The sequence below is a fragment of the Candidatus Hydrogenedentota bacterium genome (assembly GCA_019637335.1).
Classification (GTDB): Bacteria; Hydrogenedentota; Hydrogenedentia; order Hydrogenedentales; family JAEUWI01; genus JAEUWI01.
In genome coordinates, this window is record JAHBVV010000039.1 from 24,688 (window position 1) to 43,103 (window position 18,416).

13 protein-coding genes are annotated in these 18,416 nt (G+C 67.3%); 6 read left to right on the forward strand and 7 right to left on the reverse strand.

Annotated features, from left to right (window positions below):
* The first annotated feature begins 83 nt into the window (after positions 1–83).
* A complete protein-coding gene (locus KF886_25260) occupies positions 84–2,720 on the forward strand; it encodes a hypothetical protein (GenBank protein MBX3180669.1) in 2,637 nt (878 codons plus the stop codon).
* Between the two features lie 19 nt (positions 2,721–2,739).
* Here KF886_25260 and KF886_25265 read toward each other — a convergent pair whose 3' ends face one another.
* The 7 genes from KF886_25265 to KF886_25295 form a co-directional block, all read right to left on the reverse strand.
* Entirely contained in the window at positions 2,740–3,870 is a 1,131-nt protein-coding gene (locus tag KF886_25265; protein MBX3180670.1) for a glycosyltransferase family 4 protein, read from the reverse strand.
* Positions 3,867–5,294 (reverse strand): lipopolysaccharide biosynthesis protein, encoded by a 1,428-nt coding sequence (locus KF886_25270; protein ID MBX3180671.1) that lies wholly within the window; start codon positions 5,292–5,294, stop codon positions 3,867–3,869. Before KF886_25270 ends, KF886_25265 begins: the two co-directional genes overlap by 4 nt.
* 19 nt (positions 5,295–5,313) lie before the next feature.
* Positions 5,314–6,435: a hypothetical protein gene (locus KF886_25275; protein MBX3180672.1), complete on the reverse strand. Its 1,122-nt coding sequence runs from the start codon at positions 6,433–6,435 to the stop codon at positions 5,314–5,316.
* A gap of 165 nt (positions 6,436–6,600) precedes the next feature.
* The gene (locus KF886_25280; GenBank protein MBX3180673.1) at positions 6,601–7,077 is read right to left on the reverse strand and encodes a hypothetical protein; all 477 of its coding nucleotides are present in this window, start codon (positions 7,075–7,077) and stop codon (positions 6,601–6,603) included.
* The gene (locus tag KF886_25285) at positions 7,077–7,862 is read right to left on the reverse strand and encodes an isoprenylcysteine carboxylmethyltransferase family protein (GenBank protein MBX3180674.1); all 786 of its coding nucleotides are present in this window, start codon (positions 7,860–7,862) and stop codon (positions 7,077–7,079) included. The genes KF886_25280 and KF886_25285 overlap by 1 nt, the downstream gene beginning before the upstream one ends.
* Before the next feature lie 155 nt (positions 7,863–8,017).
* Positions 8,018–8,599, reverse strand: coding sequence for a TetR/AcrR family transcriptional regulator (locus KF886_25290; GenBank protein MBX3180675.1), 582 nt, complete (start codon positions 8,597–8,599; stop codon positions 8,018–8,020).
* Between the two features lie 315 nt (positions 8,600–8,914).
* Positions 8,915–9,640, reverse strand: a complete 726-nt coding sequence (locus tag KF886_25295; GenBank protein ID MBX3180676.1) for a hypothetical protein — start codon at positions 9,638–9,640, stop codon at positions 8,915–8,917.
* 184 nt (positions 9,641–9,824) lie between these two features.
* Between KF886_25295 and KF886_25300 the strand changes: the two genes are divergently transcribed.
* From KF886_25300 to KF886_25320, 5 genes are all read left to right on the forward strand, one after another.
* Positions 9,825–11,405, forward strand: a complete 1,581-nt coding sequence (locus KF886_25300) for an arylsulfatase (protein MBX3180677.1) — start codon at positions 9,825–9,827, stop codon at positions 11,403–11,405.
* Positions 11,406–11,868: 463 nt separating this feature from the next.
* On the forward strand, positions 11,869–12,741 hold the full coding sequence (locus tag KF886_25305) for a hypothetical protein (GenBank protein ID MBX3180678.1): 873 nt from the start codon (positions 11,869–11,871) through the stop codon (positions 12,739–12,741).
* A 37-nt stretch (positions 12,742–12,778) separates the two neighbouring features.
* Positions 12,779–13,939, forward strand: a complete 1,161-nt coding sequence (locus tag KF886_25310; protein ID MBX3180679.1) for an SGNH/GDSL hydrolase family protein — start codon at positions 12,779–12,781, stop codon at positions 13,937–13,939.
* Positions 13,936–16,083, forward strand: coding sequence for a PQQ-binding-like beta-propeller repeat protein (locus KF886_25315; protein MBX3180680.1), 2,148 nt, complete (start codon positions 13,936–13,938; stop codon positions 16,081–16,083). Before KF886_25310 ends, KF886_25315 begins: the two co-directional genes overlap by 4 nt.
* 84 nt (positions 16,084–16,167) lie before the next feature.
* A complete protein-coding gene (locus KF886_25320) occupies positions 16,168–17,976 on the forward strand; it encodes a metallophosphoesterase (GenBank protein MBX3180681.1) in 1,809 nt (602 codons plus the stop codon).
* Positions 17,977–18,416 lie beyond the last annotated feature (440 nt).

The window sequence follows — 18,416 nt, forward strand, 5'->3', positions numbered from 1 at the left end:
CAGTTGCCGGTTCTCCGGGCGGCGCTCGGTCTTATCCCCGCAACCATTGCAACCGTTCCGCGCCCTTGCGTATCGTTACCCCCATGTCCACGCAGGCGCGGCGATTCCACGGTCTGATAGCGGCGGCCCTCGCGATCGCCGCGGGGGCTATCCCTGTGCAGGCGCAGCGGATCATCGCGGTCACGCAAACCCGAAACACGCAGGGGGACGCCTTCCAGCTCCAGGCGAGCAGCCTGGACTTTAAAACCGGAGCCGTCCTGCCCGGAGGGCGCGTGCTTCCAGGCACGGTGTTGACCGGCCCCATCGTGTTCGACCGGGACCGGGGCGGCATCCACCTGACCACGGGGCAGCCCTGGCGCGGAGGGCGCTTCGACGCGCCGCAACAAAGCGCCACATTGACCAGTTTTCGCGGCGCCCCCTTCGATGTCTGGCCCGGCGCGGGCGCGGCGGGCGCGCCCGGCTGGCGCGAGCACGCCGTCGGGGTGTTTCGCGACGATCTCACGTTGAGTTATCTGCTGGTTACGGCCGGCCTGCGCCGAGAAGACGGCGCCTGGCGCGGGCAATTGCTCGCGCGGCCGTGGCCGCCGGAAGGAACGCCGGACCGCGTACAGGCGGAGGGCGGCGCCATCCCACTGGCGATCGCGCCCCGATTCACCCTCGCCCTCCACGGCGCCCGCACACTCGCGATCGGCGCGGCGGGAAACGATGATCCGGCGATGCTGCAGACCGCCCGCGTGACGGGAATGGCCGCCGAGGCGCCGGTTCCGTTTACCAGCGGGACGCACCCGGATTCGCTCCACGATCTCCGCGGAGCGTGGCTTTCGGCGGACGCGCGCCAGGTCTTCATCCTCTTTTCCAGCCTGGCCCTGGCGGAGCCCGCTTCCTGGCTCTACGCGCTCGACGCCACCTCCCTCCAGGCCGCGGGTCCGCCGCTCGAACTCCCCGGCGTGGCCGCGGGAGACGCATCGTGCTTCGCGGCGGACCTCCGGGGCGTCTGGGTGGCGACCCGCGCGCCGGGCACCGATTTCGCCCGGATTACCCGCATTGAGCCCGGCGGCGGCGGTGTACCGGGCGTGATTCGTTCCGTCTCACTGGTCGGGGTGCGGGCAAGCGTCGTGCTCGCGGCGGAGCCCGCCCGGGGAGACCTGATCGTGGCGGCGGGCCCGCGCGTCGAATTCTGGCCCGGAGGCCTGCGCGCGGACAACAGCCATCTGTACGATGCGCCGGTGACCATAATTCAGTGGACCGCGTTCGGGCCGGTCCTGGGCGAGGGCAACCGGCTTCACCGCGTCGCGCTGCCGTCCTGCGCGCCCGAAGCCACAGTCGCCATGCGGCACGGTTGGGTCGTGGGCGCCGTCTGGCTCCCGGAGGAGATTCTCCCCGCGCCCGATGCCGACGCCGACGGCCTGGAAGATGCGTTGGAACGACGCCTGCAAACCCGGCCCGATCACCCCGACTCCGACGGCGACGGCATTCCCGACGGTAGCGATCCGCATCCGAATGCGCCATCGCCCCGCCTGTCCGTCAGCCCGGAGGTGGTCTTTCCCCACACCGCGGTCGGCCGCCAGCTCCGCGCGCTGCGGATCGAAAGCGCGGGCGATCCCGACGCGCAGTGGGAAATTCACCTCGACGACGGCGCGCTCCCGTGGCTCCGGGTGCATCCGCGCACGTCCCGGGGTTCCGGCTACGCCTACCTCGGTGTCGACCCCGAGCGCTTTGACCCCGCGGGAATCACGTCGGGCCACCTGACGGTCACCCTCACGGGACGCGCAAAGGGTAACCGCCCGGGCTACACGGCGGCCTACAGCCCCGCCACCGTGCTGGTCCGCGTGGATCCGCCGCGAAACACCCTGCCACGCATGCTCTGGATCTGGCCGGCCACGGGCGATGCGCGCGGCGTCCGCGACGCGGAAGATCCCAGGGGCCTCGGGGCGCTGGTCGACCTCGCCGCGGGATACCCCTGTTATTTCGCGATCGCCGAGCATTTCGGCCCCGTTTCCGAGCCCCTGGACGCCTTTTCTATCGTGGCGATATCCGCGCGGGCGGCGGCCGAGGGCGTCTTGACACAAAAAGCCCTCTTCGACTATCTCAGCGGCGGGGGCGCGGTCCTGTTCCTCGGGGAGCACCTGGCCGGCGACCATTTTCGCGATCTCGGGGCCTGGCTCGGGCCGCTAGGCGTCGATGTCCCCATGGACAGCCCGCTGCAGGGCGCCTTCCCCGCCGCGGGCGAGGCGGAATTGCTCGGCCATTGGCGGGACTTCGCCATGCGGAACGGTTCCGGGTTCGTCCTGGCGGAGGGCGCCGGCGTTTCGGTGCCGGGGCCGCCGGGCCGGCACGTCTTCGTCGCCCGAGACCATGGTTACGGGCGCATCGCGCTGCTTGCCTCGCCCGCACCCCTGGAAACCCCCGCACTCGACGCCCCGGACAACCGCGCGTTTGCGCTGGACCTCCTGTATTGGCTCAGCCGCGCCGGCTACGCGGTCGAAGACCGGGATGGCGACGGCCTGCCCGACGCCGTCGAAGACCGCAACGGCAACGGCGCGGTGGACCCCGGCGAAACCGATTGGCTCAACCCGGACACCGATGGCGACGGCCTGCCCGACGGCGCGGAGGACACAAACCGGAACGGGCGGGTGGACCCCGGCGAGACGGACCCGCGCAACCCCGATACGGATGGCGATGGAACGCCGGACGGCGCGGACACGGCGCCCCTCGGGTGAGGGGTGCGCCGGGCGCCGTTCAGCCGGGGTCGCCGGTGCGCGGTCCGGCGAGTTGCAGGGCGGCGTCCGCCACGATTTGCGCGGTCTTCTCCCAGGTAAAGCGGCGGGCGCGGGCGCGGCCGAGTTCCTCGCAGATCATGCGCTGGGCGGCGTCGTAGAGCAGCCGCTCCAGGCCGTCCGCGATGGCCTCGGTGTCGAGGGGATCCACCAGAACCCCGGCGTCGCCGACCACTTCGGGGAGCGAGGAGCTGTTCGAGGCGAGGACCGCCGTGCCGGCGGCCATGGCCTCCAGCGCCGGAAGGCCAAAACCCTCGGAAAGCGAGACCAGCGCAAGCACATCGGCCCCGGCGACAAGCGGCGGTATGAGGTAATCCGGGAGAAAGTCGAAGTAGTGGATGCGGTGGGCCACCGGCGACGTACGCGCGGCGCGGTAGATTTCCTCGTTCCGCCAGCCCTGCCCGCCGGCAATGACCAGATCGTGCGGCATGCCGGGATGCCGGCGGCAGACGCGCGCATAGGCCGCCATCAGCCGTTCGAGGTTCTTGCGCGGCTGCACCTGGCCCAGGTGGAGCACGTAGCGCTCCGGGAGCGAGTCCAGTATCGTGCCGGAACCGGACGGGTGCGGCTTCGCTTCGAAGAATTCTTCCGCGCATCCGGGGTACGCGACCGTGACGCGGTCGCGCGGCAGGCGATACGTATCCTCAACATCGCGCGCGGTCGCTTCACTGATCGCCAGGAGGCGGCTGGCCCGCCGGATGGCGTGATCCGCCTGCACGCGCATGGCGATGCGCTTCTTAGCCGGAAAACTCTCCGGATGCGTGCGCGCGGCCAGATCAAGCACGGTCACGATCGCGGGACAGGGGCACAGCACCGGCAATTGCGCCACCGGCGAGAAGAAGACGTCCGGCGGCGATTGGCGCAATTCGCGGGCCAGCAGGCGGTGCGTCCAGAACCGGCCCGCCGGCAGGGTGATGAGGGTGGCGCGCCGGGGGTCGAATCCGGGCACAGGCGGGCGGTCGAGGTAGATGCGCAGACGCACGCCGCAGTCCGTGAGAAAACCCAGCGCGTAGAGCAGCTCGCGGCAGAATCGGCCCGCGCCGGAGCGCTCCTCCTCGTTCGCCAGGCGGCCATCGATGCCGAGGACGATCATGGCGCGGATCCCGGCAGGGCGGCCCGCCACATCCCGGTGGGGACCGCGCGCAAGTAGAGGCAAGCCGCCACATATACGAGCGCGGCGGCCAGCACCGGCAGCGGGTCCGCGCCCCGGTTCAACGGCACGGCCCAGGCCGCCAGAAACAGCGCGTGCACCAGCAGGCCGCGGCCCTCGCGCAGCGGAACCCCGGCGCGCGCCACGGCGGCGCGCTGGAGCGCATAGCTGATTGCGGCGGCCGCGAGCGCGCTCCAGCCGGCCCCGGCGAGCCCCCAGCGCGGCAGGAGCACCGCGTTGAGCGCGAGGCTCGCGGCGACGAGCGCAATGTTGATGGCGGGGATCCACCAGGGGCGTTCGAGCGCGATGAGCGCCTGGCCCAGGATGCCCGCCTGCGCGGCCAGACACGCCGCGACGAGCAGCGGGCCCAATGCCGGGGCCGCCGCCGTGTAGTCCTCGGTGAACAGCACCCGGAGGAGCGGCGCCTGCACGACAATCACGAACAGGGTGCTCGCGTATCCGGCAAAGGCCACCGTCACCGACACCTCCTGTAGGAGCGCGCCGGCCCGCGCGCGATCACCGCCGCGCAGCACCTCGGTTAGGCTCGGCAGCCAGGGAATCAGCGCGGCGTTGAAAAACCGGGACACCACCCCGGGCACGCGCCGCGCCATTTCGTAGATCGCGGCGCTGCGCAGGCCGAGAAAATAGACCACGAGGACGGTGTCCGCGCGCAGGTAGAGGAAGTTGAGGACATTGTTGGCGAAGAGCGGCGCGCTGAAGCGGAGTTGCCCGCGGGTCTCGGCCCAGTTCACCGGCCCGGTCCGTGCCAGCACGCGGGCGAGCAGCGCCGCGCCGCCGGCGGTTGCAAACAGGTAGGAAACGGCGAAGGGAAGCGGGTCGCCGGCGCCCTGGAGGAAGAGCACCAGGAAGAACACCGCCTGGAGTGTGGCGATCAGCATGATCGCCCCGGCGCGGTGCGCGTAGGCGTGCATGCCCGCGGCGCCCGCGAGTAGGAAGTCGCGCAGAGCGGCGGTGACGAGAAGGAGGGGCAGCAGGAGCACGAGGTGCGGGGGCAGGGGCAGCCACGCCTCGACCGATGGCAGCCAGCGCGGGGCCAGCAGGGCGGCGCCGAAGCCGGCGGCGGCGGCCGCAATGGCCGCCCGGGCCTGAAAGGAGAAAAGGCTGGAGAGGGTGTCCCGGCGCGGGTTGGCTTCCAGCGCCTGGAGGATTTTCGGGAGGCTTGCCGGGAGCCCCAGGTTGGCGAGGATGGCCAGGCCCTCGGCGCACAGCAACAGCAGGGCGAATTGGCCGACCTGGTCCGGCGTTAGCGCGTTGGTCAGCAGCTTGCCCGTCAGGAGCAGGGCCGCCGTGGCGTAGATCATGCTCCCGACGGAGTAGGACGAGCCCTGGAGGAATCGCTCGCGCACGGCGCCGCGGATCCGGGCGTCAAGCCCGGTCCAGCTCCCGCGCGTACACCCGCAGCGTCAGCAGGCCGAAGTAGACGATGAGTCCCGCGATTGCGCCCAGAACCGCCGAACCGGCGACGAGCGCATAACGGTGCGGGCCAGCCGGGGACTGCGGCGGGACCGCCTCCGCCGCGACGCGGGCGCCCGCTTCCGTGTAGGCCGGGGCGTCCAACGCCCGCTCCAGCTCCCGAACCTGTGGAACCAGCCGCGCGATTTCCGACTCCACGGACTCGTGATCCCGGCTGGCGGCGGCCCACGCGGCCCCCGCTTCAGCGGCGGCGGCTTCCGCGGCGGCCAACTGCGCGGAAAGGAATTCACTCTCGGCCCGCGCGCCCGCCGTTTCGGCTTCGGCGTCCGCCTCGGCCATGGAAAGCTCGATCACGACCGCGGGCGGCGCCTTGGTAACGTAGGCCTTGAAGGCTTTCAGGGCCGCATCGCCCCGCGCGGCAACCGCCTGGGCCTGTCGGGTGGCGGTCTTCAGTTCTTCGAGGGACTCGGCGCCGGCGCGTGCCGCAATCTCCAGGGGTTCCAGCGGCGTTGCCGCCCGGAGTTCGTCCTGGCGCTGGCGGGCGGCGGCGAGCTGGTCCCGCAGGGGCTGCAGTGTCTGGTTGAGATGTTCCTGGCGGCTGATCCGCTCCGCCGCCCGCTGATCCGCGACATAGGACTCGCAGAGCCCCGCCCACGCGTTCGCCGCCTCGGCCGCCAGGGCCGGATCCGGCGCGATAACGTGAAGCTGGACGAGGGGCTGGTACACCACGCGTTCGTTGGTCTGCAACGCGACCCGTGTCTCCGCCTTCATCGCGGCCTTGACCGACTCCAGCGTCCATTCGGGGAACTTCGAATCGCGGAGTTTCATCACGATGGCGTCGGATGCGAAGAGCAGCGCGTAATCCGGAGCGGCGGCGGCGCCCGATGGCAGCCCCAGCGCGGCGCTTTCGGGCAAGGCGGCGCCGGTGTTCGCTTCCAACTGCAGGATCGCGGTGGCGCGATACCCCGCGGGCCGGCCCTCGGTGTAGTACCAGGCCCCGGCGCCGGCAAGCCCCGCGGCGATCGCCACGATGATGATGAGTCCGAACAGTATTTTCGCGCCGCTCTTGGCCATGGTGGTTTCCTCTTGGTGCACGACGTATCGCGCACAGTATAACAACGGCCCGGAGATCGCACAACAGGCGGAGGCCGCCGCGCACCGATCGGCGTCAAAAAAAGATTCGCGCGCCCGCACCGGGGTGGCGCGGGCGCGCGTTGGTCATCGAACGGTAGCGGAGCCTTACCGCGCGGCGGCCCCGGCGGGTTCCAACGGGGCGTCCCCCTCGCAGCCGATGGCCCGGCAGCCGGCCCCGCCCATGACCGCGTCGAAAGCGCTGCCGGCCTGCGGCGGCGATGTCATGACGCTCCAGAAGCGGTCCGCCGTCAGGGGCCAGGTGCGGTTCCACGGCATGACCGACAAGGCGCGCGCCAGGAAGCAGTAGCCGTAGAGCACCACGGCCCAGGTGCCGAAGAAGGGCGCAACGTACAGCGCGTGCATCGGCGCGGGCGCCGCGGCGATCAAAATGGCCAGGTAGAGCGCGCGCACCTGCACCGTAAAAGCGGTCAGTGATTTTTCGCGCCAGATGTAGTGGGCGAGGTGCGCGATGCTGAGAAGGCCGGCGTAGCAGAAACCCATGGGATTCCAGAACAATCCGTAGGTGAGGAGTACCGCGCATCCGCGCCAGTACCACCAGCTCGTGTCGTGGTGCGTGCTCATTATTCGTCTCCCGCCAGGGCGAGGCCCGGGTTGGTTTCGTTCGCGCCCGCCGCCGCGCCGCGCGGAACCGGTAGCAACATCGGCGTGCGCGCGCGGTAGGCGCGGTACTCGTCGCCCAGTTCCTTCGAAAGCGTGCGCTCCTCAAACTGGATCCCGATCAGGATGTAGACCGTCATCGCCACCGCAAAGAGCAGGTGGCCGGCCGTCATCGTCGGCGTCGCCCACATCGCGATCAGGAAGCCGAGCATCAGCGGATTCCGCACGAGTTTGTAGAGCGACACGACCTTCACCGGAATATGCGTATACGGCCGCTTCCGAAAGTACAGGAAGACCTGCCGCAGACCGAAGAGGTCGAAATGGTTGATCAGGAAGGAGGAGTAGAAAACCAGCCCCCAGCCCAGCGCAAAGAGCACGTAGAGCGCCCCCTGGCCGATGGCGGCATCAACGCGCCACACCTCGCCGTGGATCGGGCGCCACTGCCAGAACGTGAGCGCAAGGATCGCGCTGGCCACGAGCACGAAGGTGCTCCGCTCCACAGGCTTCGGCATGTAGTGGCGGGTCCACCACCGCTTGAAAGCGGGTCGCGCCATGATGGTGTGTTGCACGGCGAATGCCAGCACGAGCGCCAGGTTGATTGCGATGGCGGTTCCCAGCGGAGCCGCCGCGCCGTCGTTGATGTCCTTGGGCACGCCGAAACCGCCCACGAACCCGATCATGTACAGAATCGTGGCGAAAAACGCCAGATACGCCACCACGCCGTACGCCATGAAGATTGTCTTTTTCATTGTTGCTTCCTCCGTTGCAGGGTTGTCCTGCGTTTGCCTCACTGCGAAGCCGGAACCGCACCCATTGCGGCCCGGCACACTAACCGGTCAGTTCCTAGTACTGCACGATCATAAAACTTACTGGTTAGTTTAGTTGCTGTCCAAAAAAAAGGGGGCTAGGCCACCAGCCCCTTGACCTGCGTCTCCGCCAGCTCCAGCGGCCACGTCGCCCGGTATTCCTGCGAAAACATGATCCCCCCGCAGAAAATCAGGTAATACGCGTCCGCCACCTGGGCCGGATTGAGCGCGCTGTACTGCGGGTCCGACTCGAGCAACGCCAGCGTCACATCCCGCAGCATTTCCCGGAACGCGTCGTTGAAATTCCGGACTTCCTTCACCACCGCGCTCTCGGGGTCCGTGATTTCGATAAGCATGTTGTAGTGGCTGCAACCGCGGTAGCTGGTGCTGGCCATATAGTCCCGGAGCACGCGAATGGGGGCCAGGAATCGCTCATACGGCGTTTTCGCGGCGGCGATGGCGTCCCGGTGGGCCTGGAGCGCAATATCCCGGCGCGTCTTCAGGTACGTAATGCACAGGTCTTCCTTCGAGGGGAAATGCGTGTAGAAAGTCGGCTTGGAGACCCCGGCCTCTTCCACGATCTGGTTGACCACAGTCGCCTGGTACCCTTGCCGGTAGAACAAGTCCACTGCTGCGTCCACAATTCTCTCCCGCGTCGAGGTATTCCCGTTTTCAGCCATGAACTGCGCTGTTCCTTTCCAGAAATGTCATCCACGCCCGCCCGAGACTACTCGTTTGGGCGCGACGTCTGTGGGTACTATAGCATTACCTTACCGGTTAGTCAAGTGATTTTCGAAAAAAACTTTCAAGCCGTTTTCGAGGAGTCCATCCCCATTCCGCCACGATGCCCGAGTTCGACGCCGTTTTCCTTGCTGGCCGCTATCGAGGCGCTGTTGAACGGCGATCCTGATCCTTCATGTCCGACGCTAGCTTTGGCTCAGTGTGGGAGGCCAGGCCATGTGGGCGCACGTTGTGTATTTCGCACGGATTCCGGGTCAGCAATTGCTGGTGGCGCGCCACTTGGCCGCGAGGCCGACGAGTTCGCCTTCCTTCGCTGCCGAGGAAAGGTATAACGCGAGTTCCGTGGTCAGATCGTCTTCGCGGAGGTCCAGAAGCAGATCCAGCTCGCCATCGCCATCGAGGTCTCCGGCCCACACGAGGCCCGGCCAGGAACCACGCGAAACGCCCGGAATTTCCGCGATCGTTTGCGAAACAATGCTGCCGAATCCCTTGATCAGGTGTAGTTGGTACGCCGCCACGCTCGGGTAGGCCGTACCGGAGGGCAGTTCGACGCTGCCCGTTACAACCAGCCTTACGCGTTCATCGAGCTTGCGCTTTCCAAGGCGCAATTCCACGTCCTGGCCCGGATAGAGTTGGGACGCCTCGCGGTCTACCGCGCACGATTCCAGCGGGCCCGCCTGTACACCGCCGAGCCCACGGAACAGAAAGGCGGGTCTGGACGCCTGTGCAATCCCGATCAAGACGGCCGTTTTCTCGTTCTCGCCGTCGAACAAGGGATTGCGGACCGCCTCCACGGTGACGGGCGTGGGCTGCAGTACGAAGCCCCCGTCCTGCCGAAACAACCCCCACCAATCGCTGCCCGCTTGTACGCTGTCCGCGCCCGCATGAAAACCGGGTATCGCGAGTTGGACGGCTTCATCCGCCATCGCGAGAACTGGCGCCAGATAGCCAGCCACAAACAGGATCATGAACTTCACCATCGTGCTTGCCTTTTGGTTGATATCGTCCCAGATGGCGCATGCGCGGCTTACTAACCAGAGTACTATCTTGACATACCATTTCCGATTTGTCCCGAAAGTTTCCGGCTCGGGCGGCGCGGGGCTTTCTGCTATCATGGGCGGGCAGTAGCTGAGTATCTTGTTCCACCTGGGAGAATTCATCATTATGTTCCGACTTGCGTCTGTCCATGTCCGCGCCGCGTTCGCGGTCCTCGTCTTGCTGGCCGCCGGCCTCCATGCCCACGCCGCCGATCGCCCCAATATCGTGGTGATCATGGCGGACGACCTGGGCTTTGCCGATCTCGGCTGTTACGGCGGCGAAATCGAGACGCCGCGCCTGGACGCGCTGGCGGAGGCGGGGCTGCGCTTCACCCAGTTCTACAACACCGCCAAGTGCCACTCTTCCAGGGTGTCCCTGCTGACCGGGCTGTATTGCGATCAGGCGGGGAGTGAATCGCTTAGCCGGGGCGCGACGATGGCGGAGGTGCTGTCCGCGGCGGGCTACCGGACCGCCATGTCGGGGAAGTGGCACCTGGACAAACAACCGACCGATTTCGGATTCCAGCGCTACTGGGGCCACCTGTCGGGATCGACGAACTTCTTCACAGGCAACGACACCTTCCGCCTCAATGGCGCCGCGTGGCCCGTGCCGGAGACGCTGAACGGTCGACCGTTTTACACGACGCACGCGGTCACGGATTTCGCCATCGACTTTCTGGATGAAATGCTGTCGGCGGAACAGCCGTTCTTCCTGTACGCCGCGTACAACGCGCCGCACTATCCCCTGCACGCGCCCGAGGCGACGGTCCGGAAGTACGACGGGCGGTACGACGGGGGCTGGGACGCGCTGCGGGAGGCGCGGCACGCGCGGCAGCTTGAAAGCGGGCTCCTGCCGGCAACGTGGGCGCTGAGCCCGCGCCCGGATCATATCCCGGCGTGGGATTCACTGGACGCATCGGAGCGGCAGTGGGAAGCCGACCGGATGGAAGCCTACGCGGCGCTGGTGGACGAACTGGACCAGGGCGTGGGGCGGCTCGTGGATCACCTGCGCGCGAAGGGCGTGCTGGACAACACACTAATCCTCTTCATGTCGGACAACGGGGCGTGCCCCTTCGAGCGGACCCGCGGCCGTTACCTGAAGCCCTGGGATCCGGAATCGTACTGGACCTACGACGCGAGCTGGGCGCTTGCGGGGAACACGCCCTTCCGGCTCTACAAGCAGAACCAGCACGAGGGCGGGATTTCATCGCCGCTGATCGCGCACTGGCCCGCCGGCCTGAAAACCGAACCCGGCGCGATCACGCACCAGCCGGGCCACCTGATCGACGTCATGGCCACCGCGCTGGAGGTCTCCGGCGCGGCGTACCCGCCGCGGATCGGCGAGCGCGCGATTGACCCGCTGCAAGGTAAATCGCTGATGCCAATTTTCCGGGGCGAGCAGCGCGCGCCGCACGAAACCCTCTATTTCCGGTTCAATACGGACCGTGCGCTGCGCCAGGGCCCCTGGAAACTGGTCTCCGCGAAACTCGGCCGCTGGGAGCTGTACAACCTGGACGAGGACCGGACCGAGCTGCACGATCTCGCGGCGGGGCATCCGGAGCGCGTGGCGGCGATGGCCGCCGAATGGTTCCGGATGGCGGCGGAAGTGGAACGGCTCGAAGGCAAGGCCCTTGCGCCTGTGGGCGATACGCTGGCCCCATTGAGCTTTCGCAAAGACACGCGCTCGGGCTCGGCCGACGGCAACTGACCGAGAGCAGGGTGCCCTGGCGCAAAGGCCCGCGCAAATTCTTGCCCGCGCAAACGTAGGATCGCCGTCCCGGCTGTCCAATGCGCCGAAGGCGCAAAGGATCGCGGGCATTCGTGCCCGCGGCAAAGTGAGCCCACCCCCAAAAAGCCCCCCAACCCCCAACCAATACCACCCCGAAAAGAAAGTGGAACAGCTCCATGACGCGCCGGAGGCGGGCGTCCCTGCTGTGTTCAGCGCCGAAGGCGCAATGGCGCGCGCAAATTCTTGCCCGCAAAAGAGTAGGATAGCCGTCCCGGCTGTCCAATGCGCCGAAAGGCGCAAAGGATCACGGACACTCATTCGTGTCCGCGATCCTCTGGGTGACGCCCGTCGTGACCGGAATGGGCGTTCCTTTAGGTGGACGCTCCATTCCGCTACTATGTTACCCTTCGTCAACGTTCTTGAACCGAGGAGGGTTCTGGGAATGCATGCCACATTTACTATTGGGCGGCGGGGCTTTCTGGGGCTGGCCGCGGCGTCGGCGGGGGCGCTGGCATTCGGGCGCGCGGCGGCGGAAGAGGAAACCTACGCGACGCACGCGAAGGGCATCCGGATCCTGCCGGGGCACTGGCGTCCGCACTATCCGTGGGAGCACATCGCGTGGATTAGCCCGTCGTGGCCGTCCCAGGACTACCTGTGGCTCGATTTTCCAGAGGCGATCTTCACGAGCCAGGGCCTGATCTACCTGAGCCACATCAACCCGCCGATTGACACGGTGTACGGCGACACGCTCCCTGCGATACCGTGGACGGCGGTGGACGGAGGCATCGCGTTTGAGCGTGTGCTGCCGAGCGGGATTGCGTTCGGCGGAAGCGTGACGCGCGGCGGCGAGCACACCGTCGAGTTGGAGCTTCATATCCACAACGGTTCGGGCGCGCCGCTGAACGACATCACGCTGCAAACGTGCGCCTTTCTGCGGGGGATCAAGGAGTTCGGCGCGTACACGCGGGAGAACAAGTACATTCACACGCCGGAACGCGGCTGGATCTCGATGGAGGCGGCGCGCGAACTGCCGGCGGGCGGCAATCAGCCGTACCGGTTGGGCTGGCGAACGCGCGGCAACCCGATCGCGGACGTCCCGGCGGCGGTGATGATGTCGGGCGAAGCCGAGCGGGGCTTTGGATTCTCCTGGAAGGAAAACACCCTCTCCATGGTGAGCAATCCGAACCATCCGTGTGTCCACGCCGACCCGCGCTTCCCGGACATCGCCCCCGGCGAAGGGGCGTCGATTTCGGGCCGGCTGGTGTTTTTTGAGGGGCCGTTGGAAGCATTCGACTTCAAGAAACTGGTGGAGTAGCACCGTGATTTTCGTGATCCGGAAAGGAAGGCCGTTGATGATTCATGCTCCGCGCGCATTCGCGCTTATCGTGCTGTTGGCTGCGGGGCCGTTCCCGGCACTGGCGGAGGCGGGTCCGGTTCGGTTGTTGCTCCCCCCGGTCATTCCCGCCGCGCCGGGCGTCGAGGCCAACCTGTATTTCGAGAACGTCGTGCTGGCGCTGAATCCAGCGAATTACGCGTTTGACGTGGATTGCGAAAAGGGTCAGCAGCTTGCGGAGCGCTGGACCTTTACACCCGGTCCGGAGGATGCCGGAAGCTACCCGCTGACCCTGACCGTCCGCAATGCCGGGAACCAGATCGTTGCCGAAGCGACGTCCCGCGTCGTGGTGTCCCCGCCAAATGCGGGCCAGGGGCAGGCGCTTTCGGTCCTGCTGGTGGGCGACAGCCTGACGCATGCGTCGATCTACTCGCGTACGCTGCTGGATCACGGCGCGCGCCCGGAAACACCCGACCTGCGGCTCGTGGGCTCGCACGCGCCAAAGCCGGATCAACCCGGGAACCGTCACGAGGGGTACGGGGGCTGGACGGCCGCGCGCTTCGCCACCCACTTCACGGACGCCCCGCGGGACGCGCCGTATCGCGACCGTTCAAGCCCCTTCGTCTACCGGAACCCGGCGGGCGATCTCGGGATCGATTTCGCGCGCTATTGCGCGGACCACCTGGAAGGCCAGGCGCCGGATATCGTGACGGTATTTCTGGGGTGCAACGATACCTTCGGCGCGAACGACGGCACGATCGAGGCGACCATCGACGGGATGTTCGCGCATATGGACGCGCTCATCGCCGCCATCCAGGGCTTTGCGCCCGGCGCGCGGATTGGCCTGATCGCGCCCGTGCCGCCAGCGGCGTCGCAGGACGCCTTCGGCGCGAACTACCGCAATGGCCAGACCCGCTGGCAGTACCGGCGCAACCAGCACCGCGTGGTGGAGCGTATGGCGGCGACTTATGGCGCGCGGGAAGACGAGGGGATCTCCCTGATCCCGGCGTACCTCAACCTCGACTGCGCGCGGAACTATCCCGGCGCCATGGCCGCGGCCAACGCGCGTGCGGAAGAAGAGGCGTTCCGCCAGAATGACGGCGTGCACCCGGCGGCGTCCGGCTACCAGCAGATCGGGGATTCCATCTTCGCGTGGATTGCCGGGGGATTGGCCCCATGACGCGCCGTACGGTGCTTCGTTGCCTGGCCGGGCTGGGCCTGATTCTGGCGCCTCCGAGCGCCCCGGCGGATGGCGACAACCAGGACTGGCCGGCCTACCTGGGCGGTCTGGACAGCGCGCAGTATTCGTCGCTGGACCAGATCACGCCGGAAAACGCCGCGAACCTGGAAGTGGCCTGGACCTACGCGAGCGAGGGCGGGAATCCCGAGCGGCTGGGCCAGATCCAGTGCAACCCGCTGGTCATAGACGGGGTGTTGTATGGCGTGTCGCCGTGGATGAAGGTGTTCGCGCTGGACGCGGCCACCGGCGCGGAGCGATGGACCTTTACGCCGGAGAATCCGACGAAGGCGGTGTGCCGGGGCTTCGGTTGGTGGACGGACGGCGCGCGCAAGCGGCTGCTCTACGCGGGCGGGCCGCACCTGTACGCGCTCGATGCGGAAACGGGGCAACCGGTGGAGGGCTTCGGCGAACAGGGCCGGGTGGACCTGTCGAAGGGCCTGGGGCGCGACGGCGACGGCCTCTACGTCTCCGCCAGCTCGCCCGGCGTGGTCTACCGCGACCTCTATATTCTCGGGTTCCGGACCAATGAGAGCCACCCGGCGTCGCCGGGGCACATCCGCGCCTTCAACGTGCACACGGGGGCGATTGAATGGATCTTCCACACGATCCCGCAGCCCGGCGAGTTCGGGCACGACACGTGGCCCGAGGGCGCGCACGAACGGGCGGGCGGCGCGAACTCCTGGGCGGGGATGAGCCTCGATCCCGATCGCGGCATCGTCTACGTCCCCACGGGATCGGCCGTGTTCGATTTCCACGGCGGCGACCGGCACGGGGACAACCTCTTCGCCAACACGCTGCTCGCGCTGGACGCGGCCACGGGCGAGCGCAAGTGGCACTTCCAGGCGGTGCGGCATGACCTGTGGGACCGCGATCTGCCCGCGCCGCCGAACCTGATGACGGTGACGCATGGCGGGAAGACGATCGACGCCGTGGCGCAGATCACGAAGTCCGCGTATGTGTTTCTGTTCGACCGCGAGACCGGCGAGCCGCTCTTCCCGATTGAGGATATGCCCGCGCCGCCCTCCGATCTCGAGGGCGAGCGGGCGGCGGCCTCCCAGCCCGTCCCCGTGAAACCGCCGCCCTTCTCCCGGCACAAATTCGGCTTCACCGACATCACGGACGTAACGCCGGAATCGAGGGAATTCGTGATGAAGCGGTGGGACGTCCTGCGCAAGGGCCACCCCTTCCATCCGCCGAGCCGCGAGGGCACGCTGATCTTCCCCGGCTTCGATGGCGGGGGCGAATGGGGCGGCGCGGCGGCGGATCCGGAAAGCGGCATCCTTTACGTAAGCGCGAGCGAGATGCCCTGGGTGTTGCAGATGGTGGACATCAACGCCCTGGGCAGTGATCCGGCGTTGCAGCGCGGGGCCATGGTCTACGCGCAACAGTGCCTCTTCTGCCATGGCGTCAACCGCGAGGGCAATGCGTTCAGCATGTTCCCGCCACTGCGGGGAATCGGCGATCGGCTGGCCCGCGCGGATGCGGAGACCATCATGCGGCAGGGCAAGGGCTTTATGCCGGCCTTCCCGGGCATGTCCGGGGAAGATCTCCAGGCGGTGCTGGACTACGTGTACCAGGCCGACGCCGCGGGGAAACCCGGTGCGGCGCCCGGGAACGAGGGCGGGGAGAAGCCCGCGCCGGAATACCGCCACACGGGGTGGAACCGCTTTGTGGATCACCTCGGCTATCCCGCCATCAAGCCGCCCTGGGGAACCCTGAACGCGATCGACATGAACACCGGCGAGATCGTCTGGAAATTGGTGCTCGGCGATACGCCGGCCCTGCGCGAGCGCGGCCTGCCCCAGACCGGCGCGGAGAATTACGGCGGGCCGGTGGTGACGAAAGGCGGCGTCATTTTCATCGGCGCGACGAAGGACGAGATGTTCCACGTGTACGACAAGTCGAGCGGCGCGCTGCTCTGGGAAGCCCGGCTTCCGGCGGGCGGCTATGCAACCCCGAGCGTCTACGCGGTGGACGGGGTGCAGTATGTGGTGATTGCGGCGGCGGGCGGCAAAATGGGCACGAAGGAGGGCGACGCCTACGTGGCGTTCCGGCTGGGTGCGGTGCGCGGCGGCGGAGATTGAACGGCGGTGCGCGCCCGGGCAACATCGCCCAAAGTATCGAATTGCAAGTGAATCCCTGTGAAAACAACGTTCCACGAGGTACCTATGCTATTACAACGGCTTCATCGTACCGCGCCCTGCGCCATCGTATTCGCCCTCCTCTCCACCCTGGCGCTCCCCGCACAGCGGCCCGCACTGCCCGATGACCTCCCGCTCATCGATCGCCCCTGGACCAACGATTCAAATAAGTTCAGTTTCGCCATTCTCGGCGACAAGACCAGCGGCGGCGAGGGCAAATGGCCTATCTATGATCGCGCCGTGGACGCCATCAATCTGCTCAAGCCCGATTTCGTGATCACCACCGGCGACATGATCCCCGGGCACATGGACACGCGCGGCCCCTGGGACGCGGAGTGGGCGGAGTACCTGGCCCACGCGGAGCGCATCCAGGCGCCGCTGTTCTTCACCGTGGGCAACCACGACATCGCGAACCTCGAATGTTACGAGTTCTGGAAAGAGGACTTCGGCCGCACCTACTATAGCTTCGATTACAAGGGCTGCCACTTCCTGGTCTTCAACACCGAGGAGGAGCGTATCGACGGGCGGGGACCGGCGTGGCGCGCCATGATGGACTGGGCCAGGGCCGACCTCGCCGCCGCCGCGGACGCGCGCCACACCTTCGTGTTCTTCCACAAACCCATGTGGGACGACCCCCGCTTCGAACAGGACTGGGCCGAGCTCGAGGCGGCCCTGGGCGATCGCCGCTTCACCACCGTCGCCGGGCACGAGCACTACCACAGCACCCTCTTCAAGAACGGCAACGCGTACGTCATCCAGAGCGCCACGGGCGGCGGGATCCGCCTGAGCGACGTGAAGGCCTGGGGCGGATTTCACAGCTTCGGTTTCGTGACCGTCGACGGTGACGATACCTCCTACGCCGTGGTGGAGCCGGAAGGCGGCATCTGGCCGGTGGACATTGCCCCGGCGGCCTTCCGCAAAGCCATCACCCTCGAACTGGTGCGGGTGGACGCGGCGCCGGGCGCGGATTTCACGCGGGACCCGGTGGCGCTCGAGATCATCTTCTCCCTGCACAATGTGCTTGATCAGCCCGCCGATATCGAGGTCTACCTGGAAAATCCCGCGCGAACGGGCTGGCCCGCGCCGACCGGCGGCGACACAACGTGGAGCCTCGTGGAGGACCGCCTCGCGGCAACCCGGCGTCTGGACGCCGGTGAAACGGCCGAACTGCGCCTCCCGCTCGAAGTCCCTCGCGCGGCGTTGTCATTCCCGCCGGATGTGGGCTGGCGCGTGCGCCTGGGCGGCCACTGGCTGGAGAAGGAGAGCATGAAAATGGTCGAGGTGACCACAGTCCCCGTCCATCCAATCGCCAGCTACACGACCCCGGAGGAGGTGTATCTGGTGGGCCCCTTCCCGCTCGGCCCGATCGATACCGCCCACCTCCCGGCGCATCCCGAACAAGCGAATCCGCGCTTCCACCACCGCTTTGGTCCCGAAGCCGGGTACGAATCCAACGCCACCTACGAGGGCGGGCTTGAATGGCGCCGCATCCGCCCCCAGCGCGCCGGCCTGGTGAACGGCAACGCGCTCCTGGGCACCCTCGACCACGTGGCCGCCTATGTCGCCTGCGCGGTCTACTCGCCCGTGGACCAGATCACGCACGCCGTGGTGGGGGCGGACAACTTCTCGCAGACCTACCTGAACGGCGCGCTGGTCGAAGGCGGCCAGGGCTTCGGCGGCGCGGGCGGCTTCGTGTATCCCGAACTCACCCTGAAGAAAGGCTGGAACACCGTCGTTGTCAAACTTATCAACAACAAGGCCGACTGGTTTCTGCGTTTCCTGATTGCCGACCCCCACGGCGACCTCGAATTCCGCGCAAGCGCGCCGGATTCCTGACGCTGAGTAATTCTTTAGCGGTAGGAAGTAGCGCCAGGTCTTTATTGCCACCCCGCGATACTACGATGAGAGTGCGCAAGGCTGGGAGCGCAGGTCGAAGACGCGCCGTGGAGGGCGTCCCCGCCTGCCGTGCACCGGAGGTGCATGTAGCGTTCGCAATATCGGCACATTTGATCGGGAGGAAGACTGGACCCGGACCACCGCCGTTGATCAGATTCGCGCCTTCGGCGCGATGCGGGCGGGCCGCCCGCGCTCCCATTGGTCCGCACTTCCGTTGCGGCGCGGGTTTGTGTCGTCGAGAAATCAGGTTAACTTCATTCCGCTAAAGTGTTACGAAGCTGAAAACGTACGTAACACGTTGGCCGCCTGAAACAGCGGCGCGCGGAAATAGCGCCAGGCGGTCCGGTAGACTACAAGGAAGCGCCGCAAATTGTACGAAA